Annotated in this window: 24 protein-coding genes; 19 read left to right on the top strand and 5 right to left on the bottom strand. The window is 44.6% G+C overall.

What is annotated here, in order from left to right:
- Positions 1-9 precede the first annotated feature (9 nt).
- From C6H00_RS04310 to prpB, 7 genes are read left to right on the top strand one after another with little or no spacing between them, the layout of a single operon-like run.
- Positions 10-1,680, top strand: a complete 1,671-nt coding sequence (locus C6H00_RS04310) for a 30S ribosomal protein S1 (RefSeq protein WP_199769183.1) — start codon at positions 10-12, stop codon at positions 1,678-1,680.
- 10 nt (positions 1,681-1,690) lie between these two features.
- Positions 1,691-2,164 (top strand): hypothetical protein, encoded by a 474-nt coding sequence (locus C6H00_RS04305; RefSeq protein WP_104749806.1) that lies wholly within the window; start codon positions 1,691-1,693, stop codon positions 2,162-2,164.
- An 8-nt stretch (positions 2,165-2,172) separates the two neighbouring features.
- Entirely contained in the window at positions 2,173-3,750 is a 1,578-nt protein-coding gene (gene serA, locus C6H00_RS04300; protein ID WP_104749805.1) for a phosphoglycerate dehydrogenase, read from the top strand.
- Positions 3,751-5,571: a menaquinone biosynthesis decarboxylase gene (locus tag C6H00_RS04295; RefSeq protein ID WP_104749804.1), complete on the top strand. Its 1,821-nt coding sequence runs from the start codon at positions 3,751-3,753 to the stop codon at positions 5,569-5,571.
- Position 5,572: 1 nt separating this feature from the next.
- Positions 5,573-6,229 (top strand): YggS family pyridoxal phosphate-dependent enzyme, encoded by a 657-nt coding sequence (locus C6H00_RS04290; RefSeq protein WP_104749803.1) that lies wholly within the window; start codon positions 5,573-5,575, stop codon positions 6,227-6,229.
- 45 nt (positions 6,230-6,274) lie between these two features.
- Positions 6,275-7,741: a 2-methylcitrate dehydratase gene (gene prpD / locus C6H00_RS04285; RefSeq protein WP_104749802.1), complete on the top strand. Its 1,467-nt coding sequence runs from the start codon at positions 6,275-6,277 to the stop codon at positions 7,739-7,741.
- A gap of 8 nt (positions 7,742-7,749) precedes the next feature.
- Positions 7,750-8,622 (top strand): methylisocitrate lyase, encoded by an 873-nt coding sequence (gene prpB, locus C6H00_RS04280; RefSeq protein WP_104749801.1) that lies wholly within the window; start codon positions 7,750-7,752, stop codon positions 8,620-8,622.
- On the opposite strand, the gene C6H00_RS04275 is transcribed toward prpB, so the two are convergent.
- From C6H00_RS04275 to C6H00_RS04255, 5 genes are read right to left on the bottom strand one after another with little or no spacing between them, the layout of a single operon-like run.
- Positions 8,619-9,755, bottom strand: a complete 1,137-nt coding sequence (locus C6H00_RS04275) for a hypothetical protein (protein ID WP_104749869.1) — start codon at positions 9,753-9,755, stop codon at positions 8,619-8,621. The genes prpB and C6H00_RS04275 overlap by 4 nt on opposite strands.
- Before the next feature lie 49 nt (positions 9,756-9,804).
- A complete protein-coding gene (locus C6H00_RS04270; protein ID WP_267891993.1) occupies positions 9,805-10,731 on the bottom strand; it encodes a DMT family transporter in 927 nt (308 codons plus the stop codon).
- A gap of 6 nt (positions 10,732-10,737) precedes the next feature.
- Positions 10,738-11,403, bottom strand: a complete 666-nt coding sequence (locus tag C6H00_RS04265; protein ID WP_233704412.1) for an outer membrane protein — start codon at positions 11,401-11,403, stop codon at positions 10,738-10,740.
- Positions 11,393-11,578 carry a hypothetical protein gene (locus C6H00_RS04260; RefSeq protein ID WP_104749800.1) on the bottom strand — a complete coding sequence of 62 codons (186 nt, stop codon included), beginning with the start codon at positions 11,576-11,578 and terminating at the stop codon, positions 11,393-11,395. The genes C6H00_RS04265 and C6H00_RS04260 overlap by 11 nt, the downstream gene beginning before the upstream one ends.
- A 3-nt stretch (positions 11,579-11,581) precedes the next feature.
- Entirely contained in the window at positions 11,582-12,448 is an 867-nt protein-coding gene (locus tag C6H00_RS04255; RefSeq protein WP_104749799.1) for a class 1 fructose-bisphosphatase, read from the bottom strand.
- A gap of 118 nt (positions 12,449-12,566) precedes the next feature.
- On the opposite strand from C6H00_RS04255, the gene C6H00_RS04250 reads away from it, so the two are divergent.
- From C6H00_RS04250 to C6H00_RS04195, 12 genes are all read left to right on the top strand, one after another.
- Positions 12,567-13,646, top strand: a complete 1,080-nt coding sequence (locus C6H00_RS04250; RefSeq protein ID WP_233704411.1) for a D-alanine--D-alanine ligase — start codon at positions 12,567-12,569, stop codon at positions 13,644-13,646.
- A complete protein-coding gene (locus C6H00_RS04245) occupies positions 13,646-14,365 on the top strand; it encodes an alpha/beta fold hydrolase (RefSeq protein WP_104749798.1) in 720 nt (239 codons plus the stop codon). Before C6H00_RS04250 ends, C6H00_RS04245 begins: the two co-directional genes overlap by 1 nt.
- A complete protein-coding gene (locus C6H00_RS04240) occupies positions 14,365-15,825 on the top strand; it encodes a Mur ligase family protein (protein WP_104749797.1) in 1,461 nt (486 codons plus the stop codon). Before C6H00_RS04245 ends, C6H00_RS04240 begins: the two co-directional genes overlap by 1 nt.
- A gap of 9 nt (positions 15,826-15,834) precedes the next feature.
- Complete coding sequence (locus C6H00_RS04235; RefSeq protein WP_104749796.1) at positions 15,835-16,326, top strand: HIT family protein; 492 nt, start codon at positions 15,835-15,837, stop codon at positions 16,324-16,326.
- Between the two features lie 11 nt (positions 16,327-16,337).
- On the top strand, positions 16,338-17,273 hold the full coding sequence (locus tag C6H00_RS04230; RefSeq protein WP_104749795.1) for a ribose-phosphate pyrophosphokinase: 936 nt from the start codon (positions 16,338-16,340) through the stop codon (positions 17,271-17,273).
- 18 nt (positions 17,274-17,291) lie between these two features.
- On the top strand, positions 17,292-18,503 hold the full coding sequence (locus tag C6H00_RS04225; protein ID WP_104749794.1) for an adenylosuccinate synthase: 1,212 nt from the start codon (positions 17,292-17,294) through the stop codon (positions 18,501-18,503).
- Entirely contained in the window at positions 18,500-18,925 is a 426-nt protein-coding gene (locus C6H00_RS04220) for a flagellar FliJ family protein (protein WP_104749793.1), read from the top strand. The genes C6H00_RS04225 and C6H00_RS04220 overlap by 4 nt, the downstream gene beginning before the upstream one ends.
- Positions 18,918-19,541 (top strand): MotE family protein, encoded by a 624-nt coding sequence (locus C6H00_RS04215; protein WP_104749792.1) that lies wholly within the window; start codon positions 18,918-18,920, stop codon positions 19,539-19,541. Before C6H00_RS04220 ends, C6H00_RS04215 begins: the two co-directional genes overlap by 8 nt.
- A gap of 28 nt (positions 19,542-19,569) precedes the next feature.
- A complete protein-coding gene (locus C6H00_RS04210; RefSeq protein ID WP_104749791.1) occupies positions 19,570-21,516 on the top strand; it encodes an AlwI family type II restriction endonuclease in 1,947 nt (648 codons plus the stop codon).
- A complete protein-coding gene (locus tag C6H00_RS04205; protein ID WP_104749790.1) occupies positions 21,513-22,589 on the top strand; it encodes a DNA adenine methylase in 1,077 nt (358 codons plus the stop codon). Before C6H00_RS04210 ends, C6H00_RS04205 begins: the two co-directional genes overlap by 4 nt.
- Positions 22,570-23,448 carry a DNA adenine methylase gene (locus C6H00_RS04200; RefSeq protein WP_104749789.1) on the top strand — a complete coding sequence of 293 codons (879 nt, stop codon included), beginning with the start codon at positions 22,570-22,572 and terminating at the stop codon, positions 23,446-23,448. Before C6H00_RS04205 ends, C6H00_RS04200 begins: the two co-directional genes overlap by 20 nt.
- Positions 23,449-23,548: 100 nt before the next feature.
- Positions 23,549-24,097: a YtfJ family protein gene (locus C6H00_RS04195; RefSeq protein WP_104749788.1), complete on the top strand. Its 549-nt coding sequence runs from the start codon at positions 23,549-23,551 to the stop codon at positions 24,095-24,097.
- The last annotated feature ends 157 nt before the right edge of the window (positions 24,098-24,254 follow it).

The following is a 24,254-nucleotide window of genomic DNA, read 5'->3' as shown; positions in this document are numbered from 1 at the left end:
AAGGTTGGTATGGAAGAGTTGGAATCTTTAGGGAGTAGCGAATCTGAAGAGTTTAAAAGATACATGGATGCCTACATGCATGAGGAAAGCGAAGCAGATCTCAAGGGCGTGCTTAAAGAAGGCGTGGTTGTTTCCATTAATGAGGCTGAAAACTACGCCATGGTCAGTGTTGGAGGCAAGACAGAGGGGCGGCTTGCTCTAGAAGAAATTAGAGATGATGAGGGTAGGCTTCTTTTTGGCGTGGATAGCCCTATTCGCGTTTATGTATCTCAAAGAGGGGAAAGGCCTCATGTTTCTTACAAGCGTGCCTTAGTTTTTGAAAAAGTACAGGCTAAAATTTCCCAACTAGGCCAAGATTATAAAGATAAGGTCATTGAGGGCAGGGTGGTGCGCGATAACAAAAGAAATTATATCCTTGTTGATAAGGAAGGGGCAGAATATATTTTACCCAAATCCCACTCTTCCTTACGCCGTGATAGTAAGCCCATTGGCAAACATATTAAAGCGTGTGTTACAAATATCGATCCTGAAACTGGCTCTATTGTGGTATCTAGGAAGCGTTTTTTTGATGTTCATGACAGACAACGGCATGAGGGAGCACAGAAGCTCATGGAGTCTCAGGCTGTTTACACGGGTATTGTGAAGAGTGTAACAGGCTTTGGGGTTTTTGTAGAGGTAAATGGGGTGGAAGGCTTGGTGCATTACAGCGAGATCACCCACAGAGGGTCGACTAACCCAGCAAAACACTTTAAAGAGGGCGATGAGGTGCAAGTCAAAGCCATCGCTTATGATCCAGAGAAAAAAAGACTCTCTTTGTCCATCAAAGCGACTATGGAAGATCCTTGGGATGAGATTCAAAGTAAGCTCAAGGTGGGCTATGCCATTAAAGTTGTTGTGAGCAGTATTGAAAATTATGGTGTCTTTGTGGATATTGGCAACGATATAGAGGGCTTTTTGCATATCTCTGAAATTTCTTGGAATAAAGATGTCAAACATCCGGGAGATTACCTTTCCATAGATCAAGAGATTGATGTGAAAATTATTGAGATCGATAGCAAAAACCGCCGTCTTAGGGTTTCACTCAAACAGCTTTCTGATAAGCCTTTTAACGAATTTGTTTCAAAACATCGTATTGGGGATCTTGTTGAGGGCAAAGTGGTTAGCCTAACAGATTTTGGAGCTTTTGTGAACTTGGGGGGTGTGGATGGTCTCTTGCATAACAAAGACGCATTTTGGGAGGCAAACAAGAAGTGCGTAGATCATTTCAAGGTGGGCGATGTCGTGCAAGCTAAGATTGCTCGTATCAACAAGGAAGATGAGAAAATCTCTTTAGAAACCAAATTTAAGCAACCCTCGCCTGTGGAGGTTTTTAACAAACAACATAAGATCGGCGACACCATCCAAGGTAATGTAGTGAGCATTAAAGATTTTGGAATCTTTGTGCGTGTAGACAATATCGATGTACTCATTAAAACCGAAGACCTTGGCCCTTTAAAAAAAGAAGAAATTCAAATGGGACAAGATGTGAGTGGTGTACTGATTGCCGTTGATAAAGCTACAAATAGAGTGTGCGCCTCTGTGCGTCGTTTGGAGCACAAGCGTGAACGCGAGCAACTGCAAGCCTTTAATGCCACTGGAGGAAGAATGACATTAGGAGATAAACTTAGCGGTAAATTCTAGTATATGAGCAATGAAAAAACGATATTTCAGATTTGTAGTTTTTCTTGCTATAGTGGGGGTGGTGTTTTTAGTGATGGTTGATATTGGACGCAAAGTTTACCTCAATCATCTTAAATCTGCCCCTCCTAGAACTCAAGACCTCGATCAGCTTGGTTTGGGTCTAATGCAACCGATCTCTCCGGGTCCTTCCCATACCCAATCTAACAAGTCAAAAGAAGCTCCTGATTTTGATTATCCCACACTGGAACGCCGTTTCACTTTGGAATTTCGTAGCTACCCTCCCGTGCAGAGGTTGCGGGTTCAAAATTTGGATAGCTACCAGCTCTTCTGTTTGAATGAAATTCTTAAGACAAGGCGTATTGATTTTGCTACGGACAAAAAAGGCCACTCCATTACTCTTATTATCTATCTTCCAAGGTCGCCTGTGCGCCAAGCTTTTTTAGACGATTTGCGCTATTACCAAATTCCCTACCATTTTGACTAAGGAAAACCATGCCTCAAGTTATTCTTTGTGATCCTATCCATCCCGCCGGGCTTGCACGCCTGCTTGCTCAATCTCACTTAGAGGTTCTTGATCTCTGCACAACACCCAAAGACGAGCTCCCTAGCATGCTCAAGAATGCCCATGCTCTCATCACCCGTAGCATGACTCCCATCAATGCTTCCATGTTAGCACAAGCTCAAGAACTTAAGGTGATTGTGCGTGCTGGAGTTGGAGTGGATAATGTAGATATACCTCACTGCTCACAACGGGGTATTGTTGTGATGAATGTCCCTACAGCTAATACTATCGCTGCTGTAGAGCTCACAATGACACACATGTTAAATGCCGTGCGTAATTTTCCCGGAGCCAATGCTCAACTCAAGCACGAAAGGCTATGGAGGCGTGAGGATTGGTATGGCACAGAACTTTGTGGCAAAAAGCTGGGCATTATTGGTTTTGGCAATATTGGCTCGCGGGTGGGTGTGCGCGCTCTAGCCTTTGGAATGGAGGTTTTTGCTTACGACCCTTACATCCATAAATCTAAAGTCGCCGATTTGGGCGCGATTTATACTAAAAATTTTGCAGATATTTTAGCCTGTGATATTATTACAATCCACACTCCCAAAAATCAAGAAACCATCAATATCATCGATCAGCAAGAAATCGCCCAAATGAAAGAGGGCGTGATCTTGATTAATTGCGCTAGGGGTGGGCTTTATAACGAAAACGCCCTTTATGAAGCTCTGCGCTCTAAGAAAGTGCGCTGGCTAGGCATAGATGTTTTTAGCAAAGAGCCCGGGACCTCTAACCCACTGCTGGATTTAGAAAATGTCTATGTTACCCCCCATATTGGGGCGAACACTTTAGAATCCCAAGAACAAATCGCCTTGCAAGCTGCCCAAGCCGTGATTCAAGCTCTAAGGGGGAGTGCTTACCCCAACGCGCTCAATATCCCCATTCAAGAAAACATGGCTTCTTATGCCAAACCCTATTTGCAACTCACCCAAAAACTAGGCTTTCTCTGCTCACAAATCAATAAGGATGCTTGCACGCATTTAGAATTGACCTTATCTGGCCCTATCCAAGAGTATGCAGAATCCCTACTCACTTTTACTTTGATGGGGTTGCTCAAGCCTACTTTAGGCGATGAGGTAAACTATGTCAACGCTCCTTTTATTGCCAAAGAACGCCACATCACATTAAGCACAAAAACCCTAGAGGATGCCACGCCCTATACCAATTTAATCAGCTTGCAGATAAACACCCCCACTCAAATCACTCAAGTGAGTGGCACCGTCTTTGCCAACGACTTGCTCAAAATTACCAATATCAACGGCTTTGAGATGGATATTAGCCCGCAGGGGCACATGATTTTATTTAAAAACACCGATAAACCCGGAGTGGTTGGCAATGTGGGGCAGACTTTGGCTAAGCACAATATCAATATTGCCGACTTCCGTCTAGGGCGCAACGCCAAAGCCCAAGCCCTAGCCGTGATCCTTGTGGACACCCCCATTAATTCAGAAATTTTACACGCCTTGCAACAAATCCCCCACTGCTTGGGCGTGTCTTTGGTGTCCATCTAGTTGCACGATCTCATCGCCCAACTTAAAAGCCGTCATGCTCTGCGGATTATTGACACTACCCTAGACATCGATCGCCAAATCCCCCATATCGCCTACATCGAAGCCAAAAAACCCCATGGGGGGCAAGCCCTTTTATTCACAAAGCCCAAGAGTACCAAGCGCATTTTTGATATTCCGGTTTTGATGAATGTCTTTGGCTCACAAGAACGCCTAGAGCTCATCATCGGCAGACCCATTGAAGCATGCCAAGAACAATTACAAAAATTGCTCAATCTCCAAAAACCTAAGGGTTTAAAGGGGTTATGGCATTGTTTGCGCGATTTGAGCGCGCTCAGGCACGCTTTACCTAAAATCTCCAAAAAGCCCGCTCCACACCACTACACAACCGGTGATCAAGTAAATTTATACGATCTACCCATCCTCACTACTTGGGAGAGGGATGCCGCTCCCTTCATCACAATGGGGCAGGTTTACACCCAAAGCTTAGATGGCAAACATCGCAATCTAGGGCTTTACCGCTTGCAAGTGTATGATCAAAACCATTTAGGTTTGCACTGGCAAATCCATAAAGACGCGAATCATTTTTTCCATGCCTATAAAAGGGCTGGTGTCAAAATGCCCGTGAGTGTGTGTGTTGGCGGGGATGCGCTTTATACTTGGTGTGGGCAAGCCCCCTTGCCTTATGGGGTGTTTGAACTAGCTCTTTATGGTCTGCTTAAGGGCAAGCGCGCCCAGCTCACCCCTTGCAAAACTAACCCTCTTTGTGTCCCTATAGATGTGGACATCATTATAGAAGGCTGGGTTGATGTGAACACAACGCGCCTAGAAGGACCTTTTGGCGATCACACCGGTTTTTACACGCCCCAAGAACCCTACCCCGTGCTTGAAGTGAGCGCGATTGCTCTTGTAGAAAAACCCATTTACTTAGCCAGTGTGGTAGGTAAACCCCCCCTAGAAGATAAATACATGGGGTATTTCACTGAGAGGCTATTTTTACCTCTTTTGCAAAAGAGCGCGCATGGCTTGCTAGATTACCACATGCCTGAAAATGGGGTTTTTCATAATCTCATACTCGCCCAAATACAGCCCAGCTATCCGGGGCACTCTAGCCAAATTATGCACCACTTTTGGGGCACGGGACAGATGAGTTTTGTTAAACACGCCATTTTTGTAGGTCCCAATGCGCCCAAACTCACCAACTATCTAGCCATCAGCGAGCATATTTTAAACCATCTTGATCTCTCTAAGACTTTGCTAAGTCAGGGCATATGCGACGCGCTCGATCACGCCAGCCCCTCTTACGCCTTTGGTGGCAAGCTTGGCATAGAGGCTATAGAGCCCACCCCTCACCCCAAAACCCCCCTAGCAGATACCACTCTTTTAGATCGCCTCCAAGCTCTTTTGAGCGAAGTTACCACTCTGCAACAATATGGCACACACACCAAAAACCCCATTTGTATCGCAGGGGTGAATAAAAAACGCCCCCTCACGCCCTTATTTCCTAGTCTAAGCTCTCTATCCCCGCACATTAGCGCGCTTATTTTTGTAGACGCGTTTAAAAATGATCTTAAAAATCCTTACATGCTTGTGTGGCGCGTTGTGAACAATATAGACGCGCAACGAGATATTTGGCTGGATAAGTCTTTGATCTGCATTGATGCCACCGATAAAAACGCCCAAGACCAGCACCACAGAGAGTGGCCCCTAGAAACGGATTGTTCTTTGGAGGTATTAGAAAATCTAGCTAATCAAAACCTAATCCCCCCTTTAAGCGACCCTTTATACAAGCACTACCACATTTACACCTCTGCGAAAGGCTGACATGGATTTTAAAAAACGCTTAGACACTTTAATATCTAAAATTGAAAAAGCCCGCCTAGCCTATAGCCGCCACCATGTCGTGCGCTTAGTGGCCGTCTCAAAGAACGCTACCTGTGAGCAAATCCAAGCCCTTTATGCCTGCGGACAACGCGCCTTTGGAGAAAATAGGGTGCAGGACTACTACACCAAAGCCCACAGCTTGCAAGCTTTGCCCCTAGAGTGGCATATGTTAGGTCCTCTGCAAAGCAATAAAATCAATAAGCTTTTAGAACTCAAGCCCGCCCTCTTGCATAGTCTGCATTCTCTATCTCTAGCCCAAGCCATTAATGAGCGCGCTAAAGAGCCCCTTAAAGCCCTCTTGCAAGTCAATATTACAAAAGAAGCCCAAAAAAGTGGGCTGAACCCTGAGCTAGCCCTACAAACCTACCATGACATCATGCAAACCTGCCCACAAATCCATTTACAAGGTATAATGGTCATCGGACCACATAGCGAGGACACCCGCCAAATCGAACAGGTTTTTCAGCGCGCTAGAGAACTCTTTGATCAACTCCCTAATGCTAAAACTCTCTCTATGGGCATGAGCGCGGATTTTGAAATCGCCATTGCCTATGGAGCAAATTTAGTGCGTGTGGGGAGCGCGCTCTTTGCGTGTTAAAATTGCTAAACTATAATACTCCTATCTCAATCTCAAGGATATGCAATGTCAAATATGGGCACTTTGGAGAACGCTAAACCAGATTTCGATCCTCTTCTCTCTACTCTTGCACGCTTCGTGCTAGATTATGAGATTGCTTCGCCTTTGGCTTATCAAAGCGCGCGCCTAAGTTTTATCGATTCGATTGCCTGCATGTTATTAGCCCTCAAGCACCCTGAGTGCACTAAATTACTAGGCCCTAGCGTGCCCGGAGCAGATTTTAAACCCTTGGGGAGCAAAGTGCCCGGCACTTCTTACCAGCTTGAGCCAGTGCGCGCTGCTTTCAATGTGGGTTGTATGGTGCGCTGGTTAGATTTTAATGACACTTGGTTAGCCAAAGAGTGGGGACACCCTTCAGACAATTTAGGGGCAATTTGGGCTTTAGGAGACTATTTAAGCCGTCTACACCGCACCCAAGACAAAGCTCCCCTAAAAGTTAAAAATATTTTAACTGCCATGATCAAAGCGCATGAAATACAAGGTGTCCTAGCTCTGGGAAATTGTTTTAATGTAGAAGGACTAGATCATGTCCTCTTGGTGCGCATTGCTAGCACAGCTGTAGCTACAGGAATGCTAGGTGGGAGCTTTGAAGAGGTGCGCAATGCGATCTCAAATGCCTTTGTAGATGGGGGTAGTTTGCGTTGTTACCGCCATGCCCCTAATGCGGGTTCTAGGAAGTCTTGGGCGGCTGGAGATGCGAGTAGTCGAGGCGTGGATTTAGCCCTCAAGGCTCTCAGTGGGGAGATGGGTTATCCCTCTGTTTTAAGCGCGGCTTATTGGGGTTACCAAGATGTGTATATGAAAACACAAAATGAGCGCGGAGAGGTTTTACATCTTGCTCAGGATTTGGGGAGCTATGTGATGGAGAATGTGCTCTTTAAAATCTCTTTCCCAGCAGAGTTTCACGCCCAAACGGCGGTAGAATGCGCCCTAAAACTCTATCCAGAAATCAAAGATCGCCTAGAAGAGATCGCCAAAATTGAAATCACCACTCAAGAGTCGGGTCATCGTATCATTAATAAAACCGGTCCCCTGCATAACTACGCCGATCGGGATCATTGTATCCAATACATGGTAGTTTATGCGCTCATTCATGGAAAACTGGACGCACAAGCTTACAGCGATACATGTGCAGCTAATCCGCGCATCGATACCCTAAGAGAACTCTGCGAGGTCAAGGTAGACGATCGATATAGCAGGGAATATTTAGACCCCACTAAACGATCCATCGCTAATGCCGTGCAAATTTACTTTAAAGATGGGAGTTGTACGCAAAAGGTTGATGTCCACTACCCCATTGGGCATAAAAAACGCCGTGATGAGGGCACTCCCTTACTTTATGACAAATTTAAACAGGCTGTGCGTGGCGTTTATGCCTCTAAACGAGCTACCCAAATTGAAGAGATCATTTTTCATGAAGAAGCCTTGTTACAAATGGATTTTGACAGCTTTTCTGATCTGTTTGCTTTTTAGGGGGGTTTATGCGCGCAGGAGAACGATTTAGAGAAGCTTTAAAAGCACACTCCCCCTTGCAGATTGTGGGCACGATCAACGCCTATCAAGCTTTGCAAGCCCGCAAGGTAGGACACCATGCCCTCTATCTTTCTGGAGCAGGAGTAGCCAACGCTTCCTATGGTTTGCCAGATTTGGGTATCACAGGCTTAGAAGAAGTGTGTATAGATGTGCGCCGTATTTGCGGGGCGTGCGATCTCCCTTTGATCGTGGATGCTGATACGGGCTTTGGACCTGCTTTCAATGTAGCTAGGACAATCACTCAGCTCATTAAAAGCGGGGCAGCAGGGGCACATATCGAAGATCAGGTCAGTGCCAAGCGTTGCGGACACCGCCCTAATAAAGAGTGTGTGGACACCTCTGAGATGTGCGATCGCCTCTACATGGCTAGTGAGGCTAGAAAACTTGATCCAAGTTTTTATCTCATCGCGCGCACAGACGCGTATGCTAAAGAGGGTTTAGAGGCTACTATTGCGCGCGCGCAGGCTTACATCAAGGCGGGCGCGGATGCCATTTTTGCCGAAGCTTTGCAAAGCTTAGAGGAATATAAAGCCTTTGTACAGGCCCTCAAAGTGCCCATTTTAGCTAACATTACCGAGTTTGGACGCACGCCTCTTTTTAATGTAGAGGAGTTAAAAAGCGCGGGAGTAGAAATGGTGCTCTACCCTTTGAGCGCGTTTAGAGCGATGAATAAAGCCGCCCTAGAGGTGTATGAGGATTTAAAGATCAAGGGCACACAGCAAGGACAAATCGCGCGCATGCAAACCCGACAAGAATTGTATGAAACCCTAGATTATTACAGCTATGAGGCGCAGATAGACGCGTTATTAAAACGCTCTTAGGGTTTGTAGACTAGAGTGTAGCTGGCTACAATCTTGTGTTTATAAGAGATGTTGATGTCAGCGGGCTTATTGGACTCGATTAAAAAGATTCTCCCCCCCTCTTTGATGTCATAAAAGCGCAGTCTAAGAGCCATTTTAGGCGAAAAGGTGCGTATCTCTTTGATCCCCCTCTCTTGCAGGGTTGTGGCTAATTCTTTGACAATAAAGTGTGTGCGCACCATAGGGTTATACCCTCCCCATAAAAAGAAACTCTCTAAAATGAGAGTGCCAAAGATAAGACTATAGCGGATACGATAATGGGTTCTAAAAATGGGCAGATGCACGCGGATACTTGAGAGGGCTTGTTTTAAAAGAATGGGGATGCCTAGCATTCCATAGGCTAAAAATTGTGCATAAAGCTCTTGACGCAAGGAAAGAATTAAGGGTAAACAAAACCCCGTGGCCCCCACTAGACCTATTAAGCTGTCTTGCCTATGTTTTTTAACAACTTGAGTATAAAGAGCATAGGGGTAGTAAAGACAAAGGCAGGGAGAATAAAGCAGCAACATCACAAAGATCGTGTTTAAAAAAAAGCCTTGAGGCATGCCAAAAATAGGTTTAAAATAAAGCAGATTGAATAACAATGCCACGCTTATAATGAGAGCTTTTTGATAAGATTTGTGTTTGAGGGTGTGGAGCAAAAAAGCACTTAGGAGCACCATGCAACTTGAATCTCCCCAAGCAAATAAAACCACCAGTGCATAAAAATAGCGCGTATTAAAGACCAAAATCGCCCATAAAGCCATATTTAAAAGTAAACTTACCTTGCCTAAGAGAATCGTTCCTAATTGCACGCCGGGTAAGAGCGCGAAGGTGAGTGCGCTCAATAGAGGGTCATAAGGGTATTTGGACTGCAATCTGCAACTGAGCAGATAAATCAAAAAAACATTGAGGACATGCAAGAGCAGATTAGGAAGTCTTAGGGCGATGTCCTTAGAAATCCATGCCGAAGAAAAATCCACAAGAGCATGCAGAGCCTGCAAAAACAGACGATCGGCTAGGTAATTTGGTGTACTGAAGTAAAAGAGGGCTTCTTTATAACTCACTGATATTTCTGAGCTTTGATAAATCCCTAGCAATAAATCTGCAATCATAAAAAAAGCTAAGAGAGCAGGGTAGAGGGGTTTGGAAGTAGATATGGGATTAACCTTGCGCTTTTTTGCTCTCCAGCACAATAAACACGCCAGAGAATACGATCAAAATCATGCCAAAAAATTGTGCTGTATGGATATATGGGTCGCCTAGCAACATTCCAAAAATGACTGCCCAGAGAATGCGGCTATAATCCACTGGAGAGATGAGTCCAGCTGGGGCAATCATATATGCTTTGGTAATGCAGCACTGGCCTAGCGCACCACTCAAGCCCGTAGCAATCAATAACCACAAATCCCAATGCCACCAAGCCCCCTCAAAGCGCATGGGGTGGTAACCTGAGGCAAAGGGAGGGATGTGCACAAACATGCCCACAAAACCTATGAGAGTTAATGATAAAGAAAAGATGACAATCACAAAGCCACCATCATAATATTCTTTAAGCTTGTTGAGGCTGACATAGGCACAAGACACCATCACTCCACTTAACACCCCAGAGAGCACCAACCCCCAAGTAAGCCCGCTTGTACTAGGATTAGCCACCAATCCCACGCCCAAAATCCCTAGTAGAGCTGCAACAATGAGTTTCCAACCTACCTTTTCTTGAAGCACTAGCCATGCGATCACAATGGCATAAATGGGGGCGGTTTGGCTAAAGGCAATGGCTGTGCCTAGTGGCATGCGAGCGATGTTATAAAAGATTAAAATCATGCCCGCTTGACCAATCAGTACGCGCGAAATTAGCAAGCCTAGCCCACCGGGTTTATGGGCTTTAAAAGAAAAAGGTTTGATGTAATAAAGAATGCCTAGAAAAAAGAGCATGAAAAAAGAGCGGTAAAAAACGCTCTCCATTGGCGAATAATAAGAACCCAGCACTTTAATAAGAGCATTGAGCAATCCAAAGCCCAAAGCCCCCAGAGCCATATAAAAAATACCTAAGCGCAGAGAAGAAGTAGGCGTGTCCAAAGCAATCTCCAAAAACACCTAAAAGGTAAAGACATAGTGTACATATAAAATAACACTTCTTTGGAAAGTGATCCCGCTTGTCTTGCCACCAACAATGTCTTTAAAATAATAGTTATGTAAAAGAGGGATTCTTACCCCCATCTCCATGCCATTGTGGCGGTTCATATTGACTCTAAAACCCCATTGCAAGGGTAATTGAAAATAACTAAAGTTGACCGCAGTATTAGGGTAGTTGGCAACAAGATTTTTAAAAACCCGATCTTGATTACTGCTCCATGAACTCCCCCCAAGAGCAAAGCCGGCAAAAATCCCCGCCTGAACTTTGACGCTGTCTAAGAAATTATAGAGATAATCAATCCCCGCTCCATAGGCGTTATTATTGAGCTCTAAGCCAGTAAAAGTGGGGCTAGCATAGCCGTAGTTATAAAAGGCATAAACGCGCAATCCATTGCGCCTTTGCGCGCGAAAGAAATGTTTATAGCCAAAACGCAGAGCCACACCATACATACTGCTTTGTCCGGGGGTGATGTGCAATCCATCAGGCAGAGGAAAACTCCCCGTGAGCGTGGTTTTTAAAAAGCTGTATTGAAACCCCGTAGCCAAAAAGATGCCATTTTTCTCCGCCTGTAGACCCCCCAAAATACAACAGAAAAATCCAAGAATTTTAAGAATTTTAGAAATCAAAGCTACCCTGTTGTCCCTTATTCATGCTGGCATAGACACTTTGCACAAAAGCTTGACGATCTTTGCATTCCAAAACTAAGCTGCATTTCAAACACGACCCAACACCTTTGCGCTCTTGACAATCTTGTATCTTTTTGCGCCATTGCGCTAACGCTTCTTCAAAATCAGTTTCCATTCTTTACGCCTTGAGAGTCTGCATTTCTACTTTTGAACCTAAAAAACAAGGGCTTTTAGCATGCAAACTCTCTAACTCTGTATCTAAAAGCCTTTGTTGGTTAGTCCCCACCAAGCCCACTCCCCCAGCCTGCTCGATCACAAAGGCTAGAGGATACACTTCAAAGAGTTTGCGCAACTTGCCCTGAGGTGCGTCCTTAGTTGCAGGGTAGCAGAAAATCCCCCCTTGTTTGCTCAATAAATGGTGCACATCAGCTACCATGCTCCCACTATAGCGCAAACGATACCCCTGTTTGAAAAAGCCCTCTAAAAATGCCTTGTAGGAAGTATCAAAAAACTCCCAACTCCCCCCGGGGGCGATGTTTTTGCCCTTATCTTTGAGACGCAACACATCTTTTTGTTTCCATAAGTGGTTGATCTCATCATAAGAATAATGCGTCGCTTTGCCAGCCACAGCCAACACTAATTCTAATTTTGCGCCATAGAGGATATACGCGCCCATTTGGATTTTTTGCGCGATTTTGGAGTCTGTAAAATCCCTAGCCTCATAGATACCAAAAATACTCCCCACCAAAAAATTAGCTCCCACCACACTAGAACCATCTAGGGGATCAAAGGCGACTAGAAAATCCCCGTTCTCTTTATAATGTGCCTGCTCTCTTTCCTCACTCATCACCCCACCCACAGGAGCAAGTTGCAAGAGATGATCAAAGATCAGACGATCCACTTTTACATCTAAATCTAGTTGTAAATCTGCGGTGGGGTTGGTGTTTTGAGTGTAGTGCGCATCGCTACTTTTGATACTTTGATACACCGCTACGCCTATGTTTTGTAAAGCCTCTAAAAAGGCATGTTGTATTTGGGAGTCCATAGCGATCCTTGATGGGATTTAAACCCCCATTCTAGCATGAAAGTGCCAAGATTTTTTGATGCAAAAACTACAAAACCAGTCTGCGCACTTTGTAGAAAACTTTTTTTATATCTTTAAAATGGATTTAGTTATAATGACCGGTATTGTGAGTCAAAGGATACGCTTGGTTTATGGGGTTTTGTTTGGCGGGGTGAGTTATGAACATGAGATTAGTATTGTGAGCGCAGTCGCGCTTAAAGAGGTGTTGGGGGCTAAAATTGAACATTTTATCTTTTTAGACGCGACGCGGAATTTTTACCTCATCTCACCAAAAGATATGCGTTCTAATTTTTTTGCCAAAGGGCAGTATAAGAAGTGCCCTAAGCTTATTTTAAGGCAAAATGGTTTTTACACACAGGGGTTTTTAGGGGAGAAACAGCTCAGTTTTGCCATGTTGATTAATTTAGTGCATGGGGGCGATGGTGAAGATGGCAAATTGGCTTCTATGCTGGAGTTTTTTGGCGTGCCCTTTATTGGTCCTAGAGTAGAGGCTTGTACTCTGAGCATGAATAAATATTTTACAAAAATGTTTGCTAAAGAGAAAGGGGTTAATGTCCTCCCCTATGTGTTTTTAAATAGCCGTGATAGTAGCGCGCTAGAAAATCTAAATTACCCTCTCATTGCCAAGCCTAATCATTTGGGCAGCTCCATAGGCATTAGTGTGATCCAAGAACCTAAGGATGTCGCTTATGGATTAGATGAGGTGTTTGAATTTGATTCTCAGGCGATTATAGAGCCTTTTAAAGCCGGAGTAAAAGAATACAATTTAGCCGGGTGCATGGGGCAAAATGGGGAATTTATTTTTTCTATGATCGAAGAGCCTGCTAAAAAGGAATTATTGGGGTTTGAGGAAAAGTATTTAGACTTTGGGCGCACGCAAAAGATTGTCAAAGCGGCGATTGAGCCCACTTTAGAGCTCCAAATGCAAGAATTGTTCAAGCGGCTCTATGATCCATTTTTTATTGGTGCATTGATTCGTTGCGACTTCTTTGCGATTGACAATGAGATTTATCTCAATGAAATCAACCCTATACCCGGAAGTCTAGCGCATTATTTATTTGAAAATTTTAGCCATGTGCTTGAAAGCGTGCTATTACCAACTTCTCAACCCATTCCTATTACTTACCATTACATCAATAAAATCCAAAAAGCCAAGTGATGCCCAAACGCCATGTTTCCTACAAGGGGCAGGATTTTGAAATCGCCTACGATGTGCACAACAAAGAATTTACAAAAAGTATAGTCTTTTTGCATGGCTGGGGGAGCTCTAAAGAATTGATGCAGGGCGCGTTTAAAACTTGCTTTACAGATTATAAACATTTTTACTTGGATTTGCCCGGATTTGGGAAAAGCCCAAATCGTATTTTTCTTACCCCAGAGGATTATGCGCACATTGTGGATGCTTTTTTTGAATCTTGGAGTATTGAGCCTTGTATAGCTCTAGGGCATAGTTTTGGGGGCAAGGTGGCCACTCTATGCCAAAGCCAAAATCTCATTTTGTTGAGCACGGCAGGGATTTTACTCCCCAAACCCCTAAAAACCCGTCTTAAAATCAAGCTTGCTAAATGTTGTAAAGCTTTGGGGATTCGCTTCAATGCGCTTAGAAGTGCGGATGCGCGGGATTTAAGCCCGGTGATGTATGAGATTCTTAAATTCAGTGTGCAAGAAGATTTTAGCCCCGCCTTTAGTGCGTGTACTAAAAAAACTTTGATTTTATGGGGCAAACAAGATCGCGCCACGCCTCTGCTAGCAGGGGAGCGCGTGGCTAGTTTGATTGCTAATAATCAATTTGAAGTGCTAGAGGGCGATCACTTCTTTTTTTTAAAGCAGGGCGCGCTAGTGGATCGTTATAGTTGCGCATATTTTAAAGGGGCTTGATGAGCGTTTTGGAATTGGGGGCAGTGTGGGTTTTTGTGTTAGGTCTGCATTACTATTTTATGACTCTCTTGCAATGGTATCACTATAGCCCTTGGCGGGTGTTCACTAAACACCATAAATGGCGTTGGCATTTTTATCATCTGTTATTGCCTCTAGGAATTTTTGTAATCGCTCATCTTGAGCATTTGCAAATCGCCTTTTATGTCTTTGTAGGAGTCGTGCAGATTCCATGGCTATTTTTGTGGACTTCAAAACTGGATAAAAAACTCGTGTTTACGCCTCGTGTAGGGCGTTCTTTTGCCTTACTTCTACTCTTCTTATTAGCCGATGCGCTTTTGTGGCATTTTAGCGGACATGCAAGCTTTTGGCGCATTCTTTTGTTGGTGGTGCTTGCTCAGATGGCAGCACTGGGCTTTGAAAAATTTTGTGCACGGGGCTATGTGCAACTGGCTAAAGATAAAATTTTAGGCATGAAGAATCTTAAAATTCTTGCTATTACGGGAAGTTTTGGAAAAACCAGCGTCAAAAACTATCTCTATCAAATGCTCCAAAGCAAACACATTGTTTATAGCTCTTTGGGGAGCACCAATACTCTATTAGGTCTTAGTCAAGACATCAATCAAAATCTCCCAGAAAACGCCACGCTTTACATTGCTGAAGCGGGCGCACGCCAGCCCGGAGACATCGCAGCCATTAGCAAACTTCTCAACCACCACTACGCCATCATCACAGAAGTGGGCGCACAACACATTGAGTACTTTAAAACCTTAGATAATGTAATCAAAACTAAAGCCGAGCTTTTAGAATCGTCTCGTTTAGAGCATGCCTTTTGCCACCATAACGAAGCCTTAGAAGAATTAATCTCACAAAAAGACAAGATCACTTTTTATCCCGGGCAAGTCAGGCGCGTTCAAGCCACCTTAGAGGGCACAAGTTTTGAACTTTTATTAGGAGAACAATGGGCACGCTTTGAGAGCAAGATTTTGGGAGCTTTTAATGTGGAAAACATCACCTTAGCAGTCATGGTAGGGTTTTATTTTGGCATTCCCATTGAGCAATTACAAAGATTGGTTGCCAAACTCAATCCTGTCCCACACCGCCTACAGATTCTTCGCCTCAATGATAAAATAATTATTGATGATGGTTTTAATGGGAATTTAAAGGGTATGCTTGAAGCAGTGCGCCTCTCTAGCTTGTATGTAGGGCGCAAGATCATCGTAACACCCGGACTCATAGAGAGCGATGAAGAATCTAACGCCACTCTAGCTAAGGCTATCGATCAAGTTTTTGATATTGTGATCATCACGGGCGAACTTAACGCTACCACACTAGGCAAGGCAATTAGTAGACCTCAAAAGATTTTCTTAAAAGATAAAGCCCAACTAGAGCAACTTCTACAAAGCGTTACTCTTGCCAAAGATTTAATCTTATTTGCCAACGATGCCCCCAATTACATTTAAAGGACAATGATGCAACGGCTCTATGCACCTTGGCGTAGCCCTTATTTACAAGAAATAGATTCCCAAGGCTGTGTATTTTGTGCCATTAGTAAAGCCCCTCATTTAGACACTACAAACCATGTTTTGCATAGAGACGCACAAGTCTTAGTATTGATGAATCGCTACCCTTATAATCCCGGGCACTTTATGGTGATTCCCCACCAACATGTAGATAGCCCCGAGCTTTTAAGCCTGCAAGATTGGCAACATTTGCAAAAGCGCATTTATGAGGGTGTACAACTTCTCTATGATTTTGACGCATCGGGAATCAACATAGGCTTCAATCTCAAGGACGCTGGTGGGGCTGGGATTGCTGCACATTTGCATGGACATTTAGTGCCTCGCTTTGCCAAAGATACTAATTTTATCAGTGTGATTGGAGATACACGAGTATATGGTGTGGATTTTGAAGCCATTTATCAAAATCTCAAGGAAAAAGGCAAATCCTATTTTACCACTTAAAAGGAAAGTGTATGCGGACACGGAGTTTTAAAATTTTTAGCGGGAGCGCACATCCGGGTTTTGGTAAGGAGGTTGCTAAACATCTAGGCGTGGGGCTTTCTAAAGTCGTTTTAGGCCGTTTTAGCGATGGTGAGATCAATGTGCAAATTAGCGAGTCGGTGCGAGGGAGGGATGTCTACATCGTCCAACCCACCTGCGCGCCTGTAAATGATAATTTAATGGAGTTATTGGTCATGGTGGACGCTTTGCGCCGCAGCTCTGCTAATTCGATCACGGCTGTAGTGCCTTATTTTGGTTATGCTAGACAGGATCGCAAGGCTGCCCCTAGAGTGCCCATTAGTGCCAAACTTGTAGCCGATTTGATGCAAACCGTGCGCATCGATCGCTTGATCACCATGGATTTACACGCCGGGCAAATTCAAGGATTTTTTAACATTCCAGTAGACAATCTTTACGGCTCGATCATCTTTAGAGACTATATTTGCTCTAAAGATTTTAAAAACCCGGTGGTGGCCAGCCCAGATATTGGCGGTGTGGCGCGTGCGCGCTATTTTGCTAGCCAGCTAGGCATGGATTTAGTGATTGTGGATAAACGGCGTGAAAGGGCCAATGAATCAGAGGTGATGAATATTATCGGGGAAGTGCAGGGAAAAGACATTATTTTAGTTGATGACATGGTGGACACTGCCGGGACCATCTGCAAGGCAGCAAGCATGCTCAAAGAAAGAGGAGCGCGCTCGGTGATGGCTATTGGCACGCATGCAGTTTTGAGCGGGAATGCCAAAAAGCGCATTCAAGAAAGCGCGCTAGATGAGGTGATTGTGAGTAATTCTATCCCCCTTAAAGGGACTCACCCCAAAATCACGATTTTGAGTGTTGCACCCTTGTTTGCAGAGGTGATTCGGCGCATCTATCACAATGAGAGTGTGCAATCTCTCTTTGTGTAATTTGACAAAAGGATAAAAATGGCAGATGTGGTTGTGGGGGTGCAGTGGGGAGATGAGGGTAAGGGTAAATTGGTGGATCGCTTAGCCGGGGACTATGATTTTATTGTGCGTTTTCAAGGCGGGCATAATGCGGGGCATACCATTGTAGCCAATGATCACACTTACGCCCTCCATCTCATCCCCTCAGGCGTGCTTTATCCTCAGTGTAAAAATGTCATTGGCAATGGTGTTGTTGTAGCTTTGGACGCGCTTGCCTCTGAGATCGCGCAATTTTCAGACTTAAAGGGTCGCCTCTTTGTGAGCAGCCGCGCGCATTTGATTTTGCCCTACCATCAGATGCTAGAAACACGCCAAGAATCTAAAAATGCCATAGGCACCACGCGTAAGGGAATTGGTCCTGCTTACCAAGATAAGATCGGTCGTTTGGGGTTACGCGTGGGGGATTTGCGCCATCCTAGCTATTTAAAAGATCGTCTAGAAGATCATCTAACCCAAATGCAAACTAATATAGACAGGCAAGCCATCAACGATTACCTAGATCGTTACACTCCTCTTATTTTGCCCTATATTGCCGACACAACAGAACTTTTATGGGAGGGTATGGACGCTGGAAAAAAAATCCTACTAGAAGGCGCACAGGGGAGTATGCTAGATATTGATTTTGGAACTTATCCCTTTGTTACAAGCTCAACCACCATTGTCGCAGGAGCTTGTAGTGGGAGCGGACTCAGTATTAAGGACATTGATAAAGTGATTGGCGTGGCTAAGGCCTATTGCACGCGGGTGGGCAATGGTCCTTTTCCCACAGAGGAATGTGCAGAGGTGGGGGAATTTTTACGCCAAAGAGGGCATGAATTTGGCACGACTACCAATCGCGCGCGCCGTTGTGGGTATTTTGATAGTTTAGCAATGAAATATGCCTGCCGTCTGAATGGATGCACGGAGTTAGCCTTGATGAAATTAGATGTTTTGGATGGATTAGAAGAAATCTTAGTGAGTGTGGGCTATAGCAGGCAGGGGCAAACTCTCTCTAGCATGCCTGATTGCCTAGAGGGAGTGCAACCGGTTTATCAGAGTTTTAAAGGCTGGAAGTGTAGCGCGGGGGCAAAAAGCTTTGGCGATCTGCCCAAGCAAGCCCAAGAGTATATTCTAGCCCTTGAGGAGTTAGTGGGGGTGCGCATTAGCATGATCTCTACTAGCCCTAAGCGTGAGGAAATGATATTAAGATGAGCCAATTTAAAGCCTTATTAAAGATCAAGCACCAAGTTGTGCAGCGGTGTGAGATTACCATCGCTAATAATCAGGCTAAAATCGTGGGCAAACAAAAAGCTCTTCAAGCCTTAATCCAAGAGTTTTATGCGCTCAATCTGCCCTCTGAGGGAGGGTTTGGCAATTTTGCCCAACTTAACGCTCTCAAACAAAATTACCGCTATGAAATCGATCGCCTCAACCACGAGATTGATTTGCTCCAGCAAAAGGGGTTGCAACTCCAAGCAGAATATAAGGAGTCCATGATCGAACATGAAAAAATCACCTACTTGGACACTTTGCAAACTCAAAAGGAATTAGCGCGTCTCAAACAGCTAGAACAAAAACAAATGGATGCGATCAGCGCGCGCGCGTTCTATCAAAAAAGAAATCTCCATGCGTAGAATTTTCTCATTGACTTGTTTAGTCTTTTGTGTGTGCGGCGCACAAACAGAACAAAAAGCCGCCGATCAGTTTTTGCAATGCAACGCCATTTTTGAATCTAGAAAGGCAGAGATCGATCAACAGCTTCAAATGCTCCAACAGCGCGCCCTTACTCTACAAACCTTACAAAATGAAACCCAGCACTTGCTAGATCAACGCAGCGCAAAGGTGAACGAGCGCGAAAAGGCTCTGAGTGCTAAACTTAAAGAACTTGAGGGCAAGGAGGCACAGCTCAAAACCACCCAAGAAGAGAATGAAAAAAAGCTAAAAAATTTGATCGCTAAAAATGAGGAATTGCTTAAAGAGATCAAGGAAGCCAGCCAGAGCAAACTCTCTAGCACCTACGCTAAGATGAAAGATTCTAAAGCCGCCCCCATTTTACAAGATCTCCCCCCCAGCCAAGCCGCGCAAATCCTCTCTACCCTAGAGGCTAAGGACATGGGTAAAATCCTAGCCAAAATGGATCCCCAAAAGGCTGCTATGCTCACTGAGATGCTCCAAAAAGGCCCCCCCTTCAAAGACCCCCCCAAACCCCCACCCCCACCCCCACCTAAAAATCCAGATGATGAGGAATAAACCAACCAAACCCACAGGATAACTCTAAATGATCACCAAAAAACCAAACTCCCCCATCAATCTTAGAGATACCGGCTTTAGGCGCAAAGAGATTGCCAGCGACTACAAAATCCTGCTTCAGGGTTTGCAAGATTTGCCCCTAAAGTGGGACATATACAACGGCTCGCAAGAGCTGTTTTACCGCTATGTGCTAGAGAGTGCTCTCATCAAGCCACCAGAAAAAGACATCGCTCCAGCAGAACAAGCCAAGCGGGCAAGAACCTACAGCAATGCACTTGTTAAAATAGGCTTTATAGACGAAAAACGGGCATTGACCCCAGCAGGTTTAGCCTTTTTGCAGAATAAAATTGAGCCAGATTTTTTAGAAAACTTGCTAGGCTTAAGAGCAGATAACCTTGCCTTTTTACGGCAACTTTTCAAATTAGGGGTATATCAGGGTGAATGTGCCCTTTACATTTACCGCATAGCCCTTGCACTCTTGCTAAGACACCCACAAATTCCCCAAGATCACTTTTGTAAGATTTTATTAAGCTTAGAGCCCACACAACATGCAGAACAACTGACAAGCATCTTTGATGGCTATCAAAGGGTTGTAGAGAACAAGCAAGACATCGATGTTTTTATCAACGCGCTATGCACAGATAGCCAAGAAGTGCATTTTGCAAACGCCCCCATCAAAAATACACAATTTTACACCCACTTTAAAAACCGCAAAAGCAAAAAAGTAACAGCTCTCTACGGGCAATTCTACCAAGCTTGCCTAGACTTTTACCACGCCAAAAACCCCCAAAACCTAGAGAGTTTGCACGCCATTGGCTCTGATCCAGCTGTTATTAAAGCCTTTGGGTTTGGCAAGCCCTTTTTCATAGAGTCGCTCATTAGCAAAGAAAACGCCCTGTTTAACGCACCCAATCTACAAGAATTTAATCGCCGATTCTACGAGATGTATCGCCACTCTAAGCACCACGACCTTGTGCAAGAGTATAGCGATGTGTTGATCCGTGTCTTTAGGGTTACAGGGATCATCAGCTTTAGCAATGGTTTGGTGAGCCTTAAGCAAAGAGAAGTGATCCAAGAAATTTTTAGCCCTGAAAGTCGAATCATCTTGCATACGCAATCTTTGCCCCCTAGAATGGCCACCGGCCTTCAGCAAGACCTAACCTTGATAGAAATACTAAACCTAGACCAAAACGCCCTAGAGAGCCTTGAAAAGCGTATTAGGGCTAAGTGCCAAATTGCGCCCCAAATTTCTACCAAAGATTTTTTAAAAAACAAAGACGACCGCCAATTTGAAGCCAAGCTTGAGAATCGTTACACAGACAGCCAGCTTTGCGCCCTCTTAGAGCTGTTTGGCGATAAAAAGCAACACCCCCAAATCCAAAAAGAAGTTACAGACAACGCCAGCGTGCCGACTATCTTTGAATGCATCAGTGCCCTTGTGTGGCATAGGATCAGTGGCAAGGACTTTAACTTGCGAGATAGCATGAAACTAAGCCTAGATGCCGATGGCTTGCCCTTGTCGCATGCCCCGGGTGGGGATGGCGACATCATCGCACGCCATGCCACATTTGACATCATGCTAGAAGTTACTCTGATGGATCAAAACGCCCAAAAGCGGGGGGAGTTAGAGCCCGTCATCAGGCATGGAACAAACCTAAGTGCCCAAAACGATCAGCACAATCGAAACTCTTATGTCTTTTTCATCGCTGACAAACTTGATGCCAATGTCATCAATCTTTTTAGAGCGAGTGCCTACACACAACTTCAGCACACACGACATAAGTTCAGTACACAGGGGGTTAAAATCTTTGCTTTGGACACCAAACAACTCAGCTACCTCTTAGAGAAAAAGCCCGATTTTAAGGCGTTGATCGCCACGATTTTTAAAGACTATAGCTATCACAACCCCAAGCCCATCGCCCACACTTGGCACAAAGAAGTTTGGCAGGCGGTGCAAGCTCTATGTGCCCCATGAAAACTTTTAACATCTCTAACCGCCGTTATTTGGGGGGCAAGGCACACATGCTAGACCTGATCGCACAAGTGATACGCCAGCACACGCAGGGGTGCAAGAGCTTTGCCGATCTCTTTGCGGGCACGGGTGTGGTTGCCCACCACTTCAACCCAAGCTTTGACATCGTGGTTAATGATCTTTTAGCGTGCAACCACCACGCCTATGTGTGCTTTTTCTCACATCAGCCCTACGATAGGGGCTTGATTTTGCACCTAATTACCCACTACAATCAAGCCACTGACCTAACCGACAACTATTACAGCCAAACCTTCGCCAACACCTACTTAAGTGCCAAAAATCTTAAGCTAGTGGGATGGATTCGCGATGATCTCGATGAAAAGCTTAAAAAAAAAGAAGTAAATGAGCGGGAGTATTCTATCTTGGTAACTTCTCTCATTTACGCCATTGATCGGATCGCCAACACCGTGGGGCATTACGATGCCTACCGCAAAAATGGGGAGTTAGAAAGACCCCTAGAGTTGCGTATGCCCATCATTGCCGATACTTACAACACCCATAACCAAATTTTTAACATGGATGCTAATGTGCTCGCTAAGTGCCTATCAGTCGACATTGTTTATTTAGACCCCCCCTACAACTCACGCCAATACGCCAACGCCTACCACTTCTTAGAGAACATTGCCCGCAACAAAAAGCCCCCCGTTTTTGGCAGTGCGGGCAAAATGGACTTGAGCGCACTAAGAAGCCAGTATTGCCTAAAAAATGCCAAAGAGCATTTTAAAGAACTCATAGACAGCTTGCAAGCCCGCTATATTCTCTTTTCTTACAATAACACTAAGAGTGCAAACCCACGCTCCAACACTAAGATTAGCGATGCCGACATCTTAGAGATTTTAGGGCAAAAGGGCGTGGTTTCGGTTTTTGGCAAGGATTGCACCCCCTTTAGTGCGGGCAAGTCCGCCATCGCCAACCACCAAGAACGGCTGTTTTTCTGTGCAGTCCATCCTCATAAACTTAAGGCTAGTTTAAGAAAAACACAAGCTAGGGCAACACTTGATCCAATCACCCCTTAATTACACGGGGGGTAAATTTCGGCTCTTGCCCCAAATACTCCCCAAGTTCCCACCCAATATCCACACCTTTTACGACATCTTTTGTGGGGGGTTTAATGTGGGGGCAAATATCAAGGCACATCAAGTCGTGGGCGTGGATAAAAACCCCGCCTTGATTGAGCTACTAGCATACATCCAAAGCACCCCCAATTTAGAACAACACATCGATCAGATCATCGCCACGCATGGGCTTAGCCAATCGCATCTGTGGGGCTATAGCCACTACAACACCACCTCTAACGCGGGTTTAAGCACACACAATAAGCCCGCGTTTTTAAGGCTGAGAGAGAGTTATAACCAAAACAAAGAGCCCATATTCTTGCTGGTGTTGCTGATCTTTGCCTTTAATAACCAAATGCGTTTTAACGCTAAGGGGGACTTTAATTTGCCCGTAGGCAAGCGAGATTTCAATGCAAGGCTTAGACGCAAGTTAGAGCTTTTTCAAGCAAGGATTCAAGAGAGTTCTTTTTTATGCATGGACTTTAGAGAGATAGATTTAAACGCCTTGAGTGCCAAGGATTTTCTCTATCTTGATCCGCCCTATCTCTTGGGCTGTGCGAGCTATAACGAAAATGGGGGGTGGTCTGTGGGCGATGAGCTAGACTTGTTGCACTTTTTAGAGAGAGCTAGCCATAGGGGCATTCAATTTGCCCTCTCTAATGTGATCGAGCATAAGGGGGCAGAGCATGGTTTGCTCTTAGAATGGTGCAGAGCACAAAGGTGGCATATCCACCCCTTGACATACAGCTACGCCAATTCCAGCTACCAAACCAAGCACAAACACGCTCCCAGCCAAGAAGTGTTGGTTACGAATTACTGAAGTTAATTTTTATAGATTAAAATGATGACTTGTATAAAATTCGCTTCCTTTACGCTTAAAAATAGTATAATTCCCGGAACTCTGATTTAAGGTAGGTGTTTTGAAAAAGATAGTAGGAAGCCTGTTATTAACATTAGGCATGGTGCACGGGAGCAATATCGCGCTCAATCAACCCTTAGCAGGTGTAGTGGTGCAAGATAAGGGTGAGCTTGTTTTGAATGGAGATTCCATACAATACAGGGTGTGGAATAGCAAAAATTTGTTAGGAAAAGTGCGCATCGTCCAACACATAGCTGGTCGCAAAAGAGTGAAGGCAGAAAATCAACCTCTTATGGATCGCATTGTTGCAGAACATTTTGACGAAAATAAATATCAAACAACCAACATCATTAATGTAGATGATGCCATTATGGGTACAGGACTTTTTGTGCGCGGAGAAACCAAAAAGGCTAAGAGAGAGCATCCAAAAAGCCAAGTGGTGATGGATAATGACGGCGTGGTGCAAAAAGCTTGGGATTTAAAAAAGCAAGAAAGTTTAATTGTCGTGCTAGATAAAGCAGGCAAGGTGCGATTCGTGCATGAAGGCAAACTTAATAATACACAAATACAAGAAGTGATCGATTTAGTCAAAAAATTACAGCAAGAATAAGGCCACACACCTATCCCCTACCTCATTACAAGCAATGTTTACCTTTAGGTTTTGGGTTGCTGGGGGGTGGAGGGTGAGGGGGTATGAAATTTAAAACTCTACCTAAAAGGACAGAAAATCCCGCCTCTAGTGCTTGGTGCTTTAAGCTGGTTCAAAT

The organism is Helicobacter cynogastricus, from assembly GCF_900197855.1.
Lineage (GTDB): Bacteria > Campylobacterota > Campylobacteria > Campylobacterales > Helicobacteraceae > Helicobacter > Helicobacter cynogastricus.
This window is presented reverse-complemented; position numbering and strand designations above follow the sequence as displayed.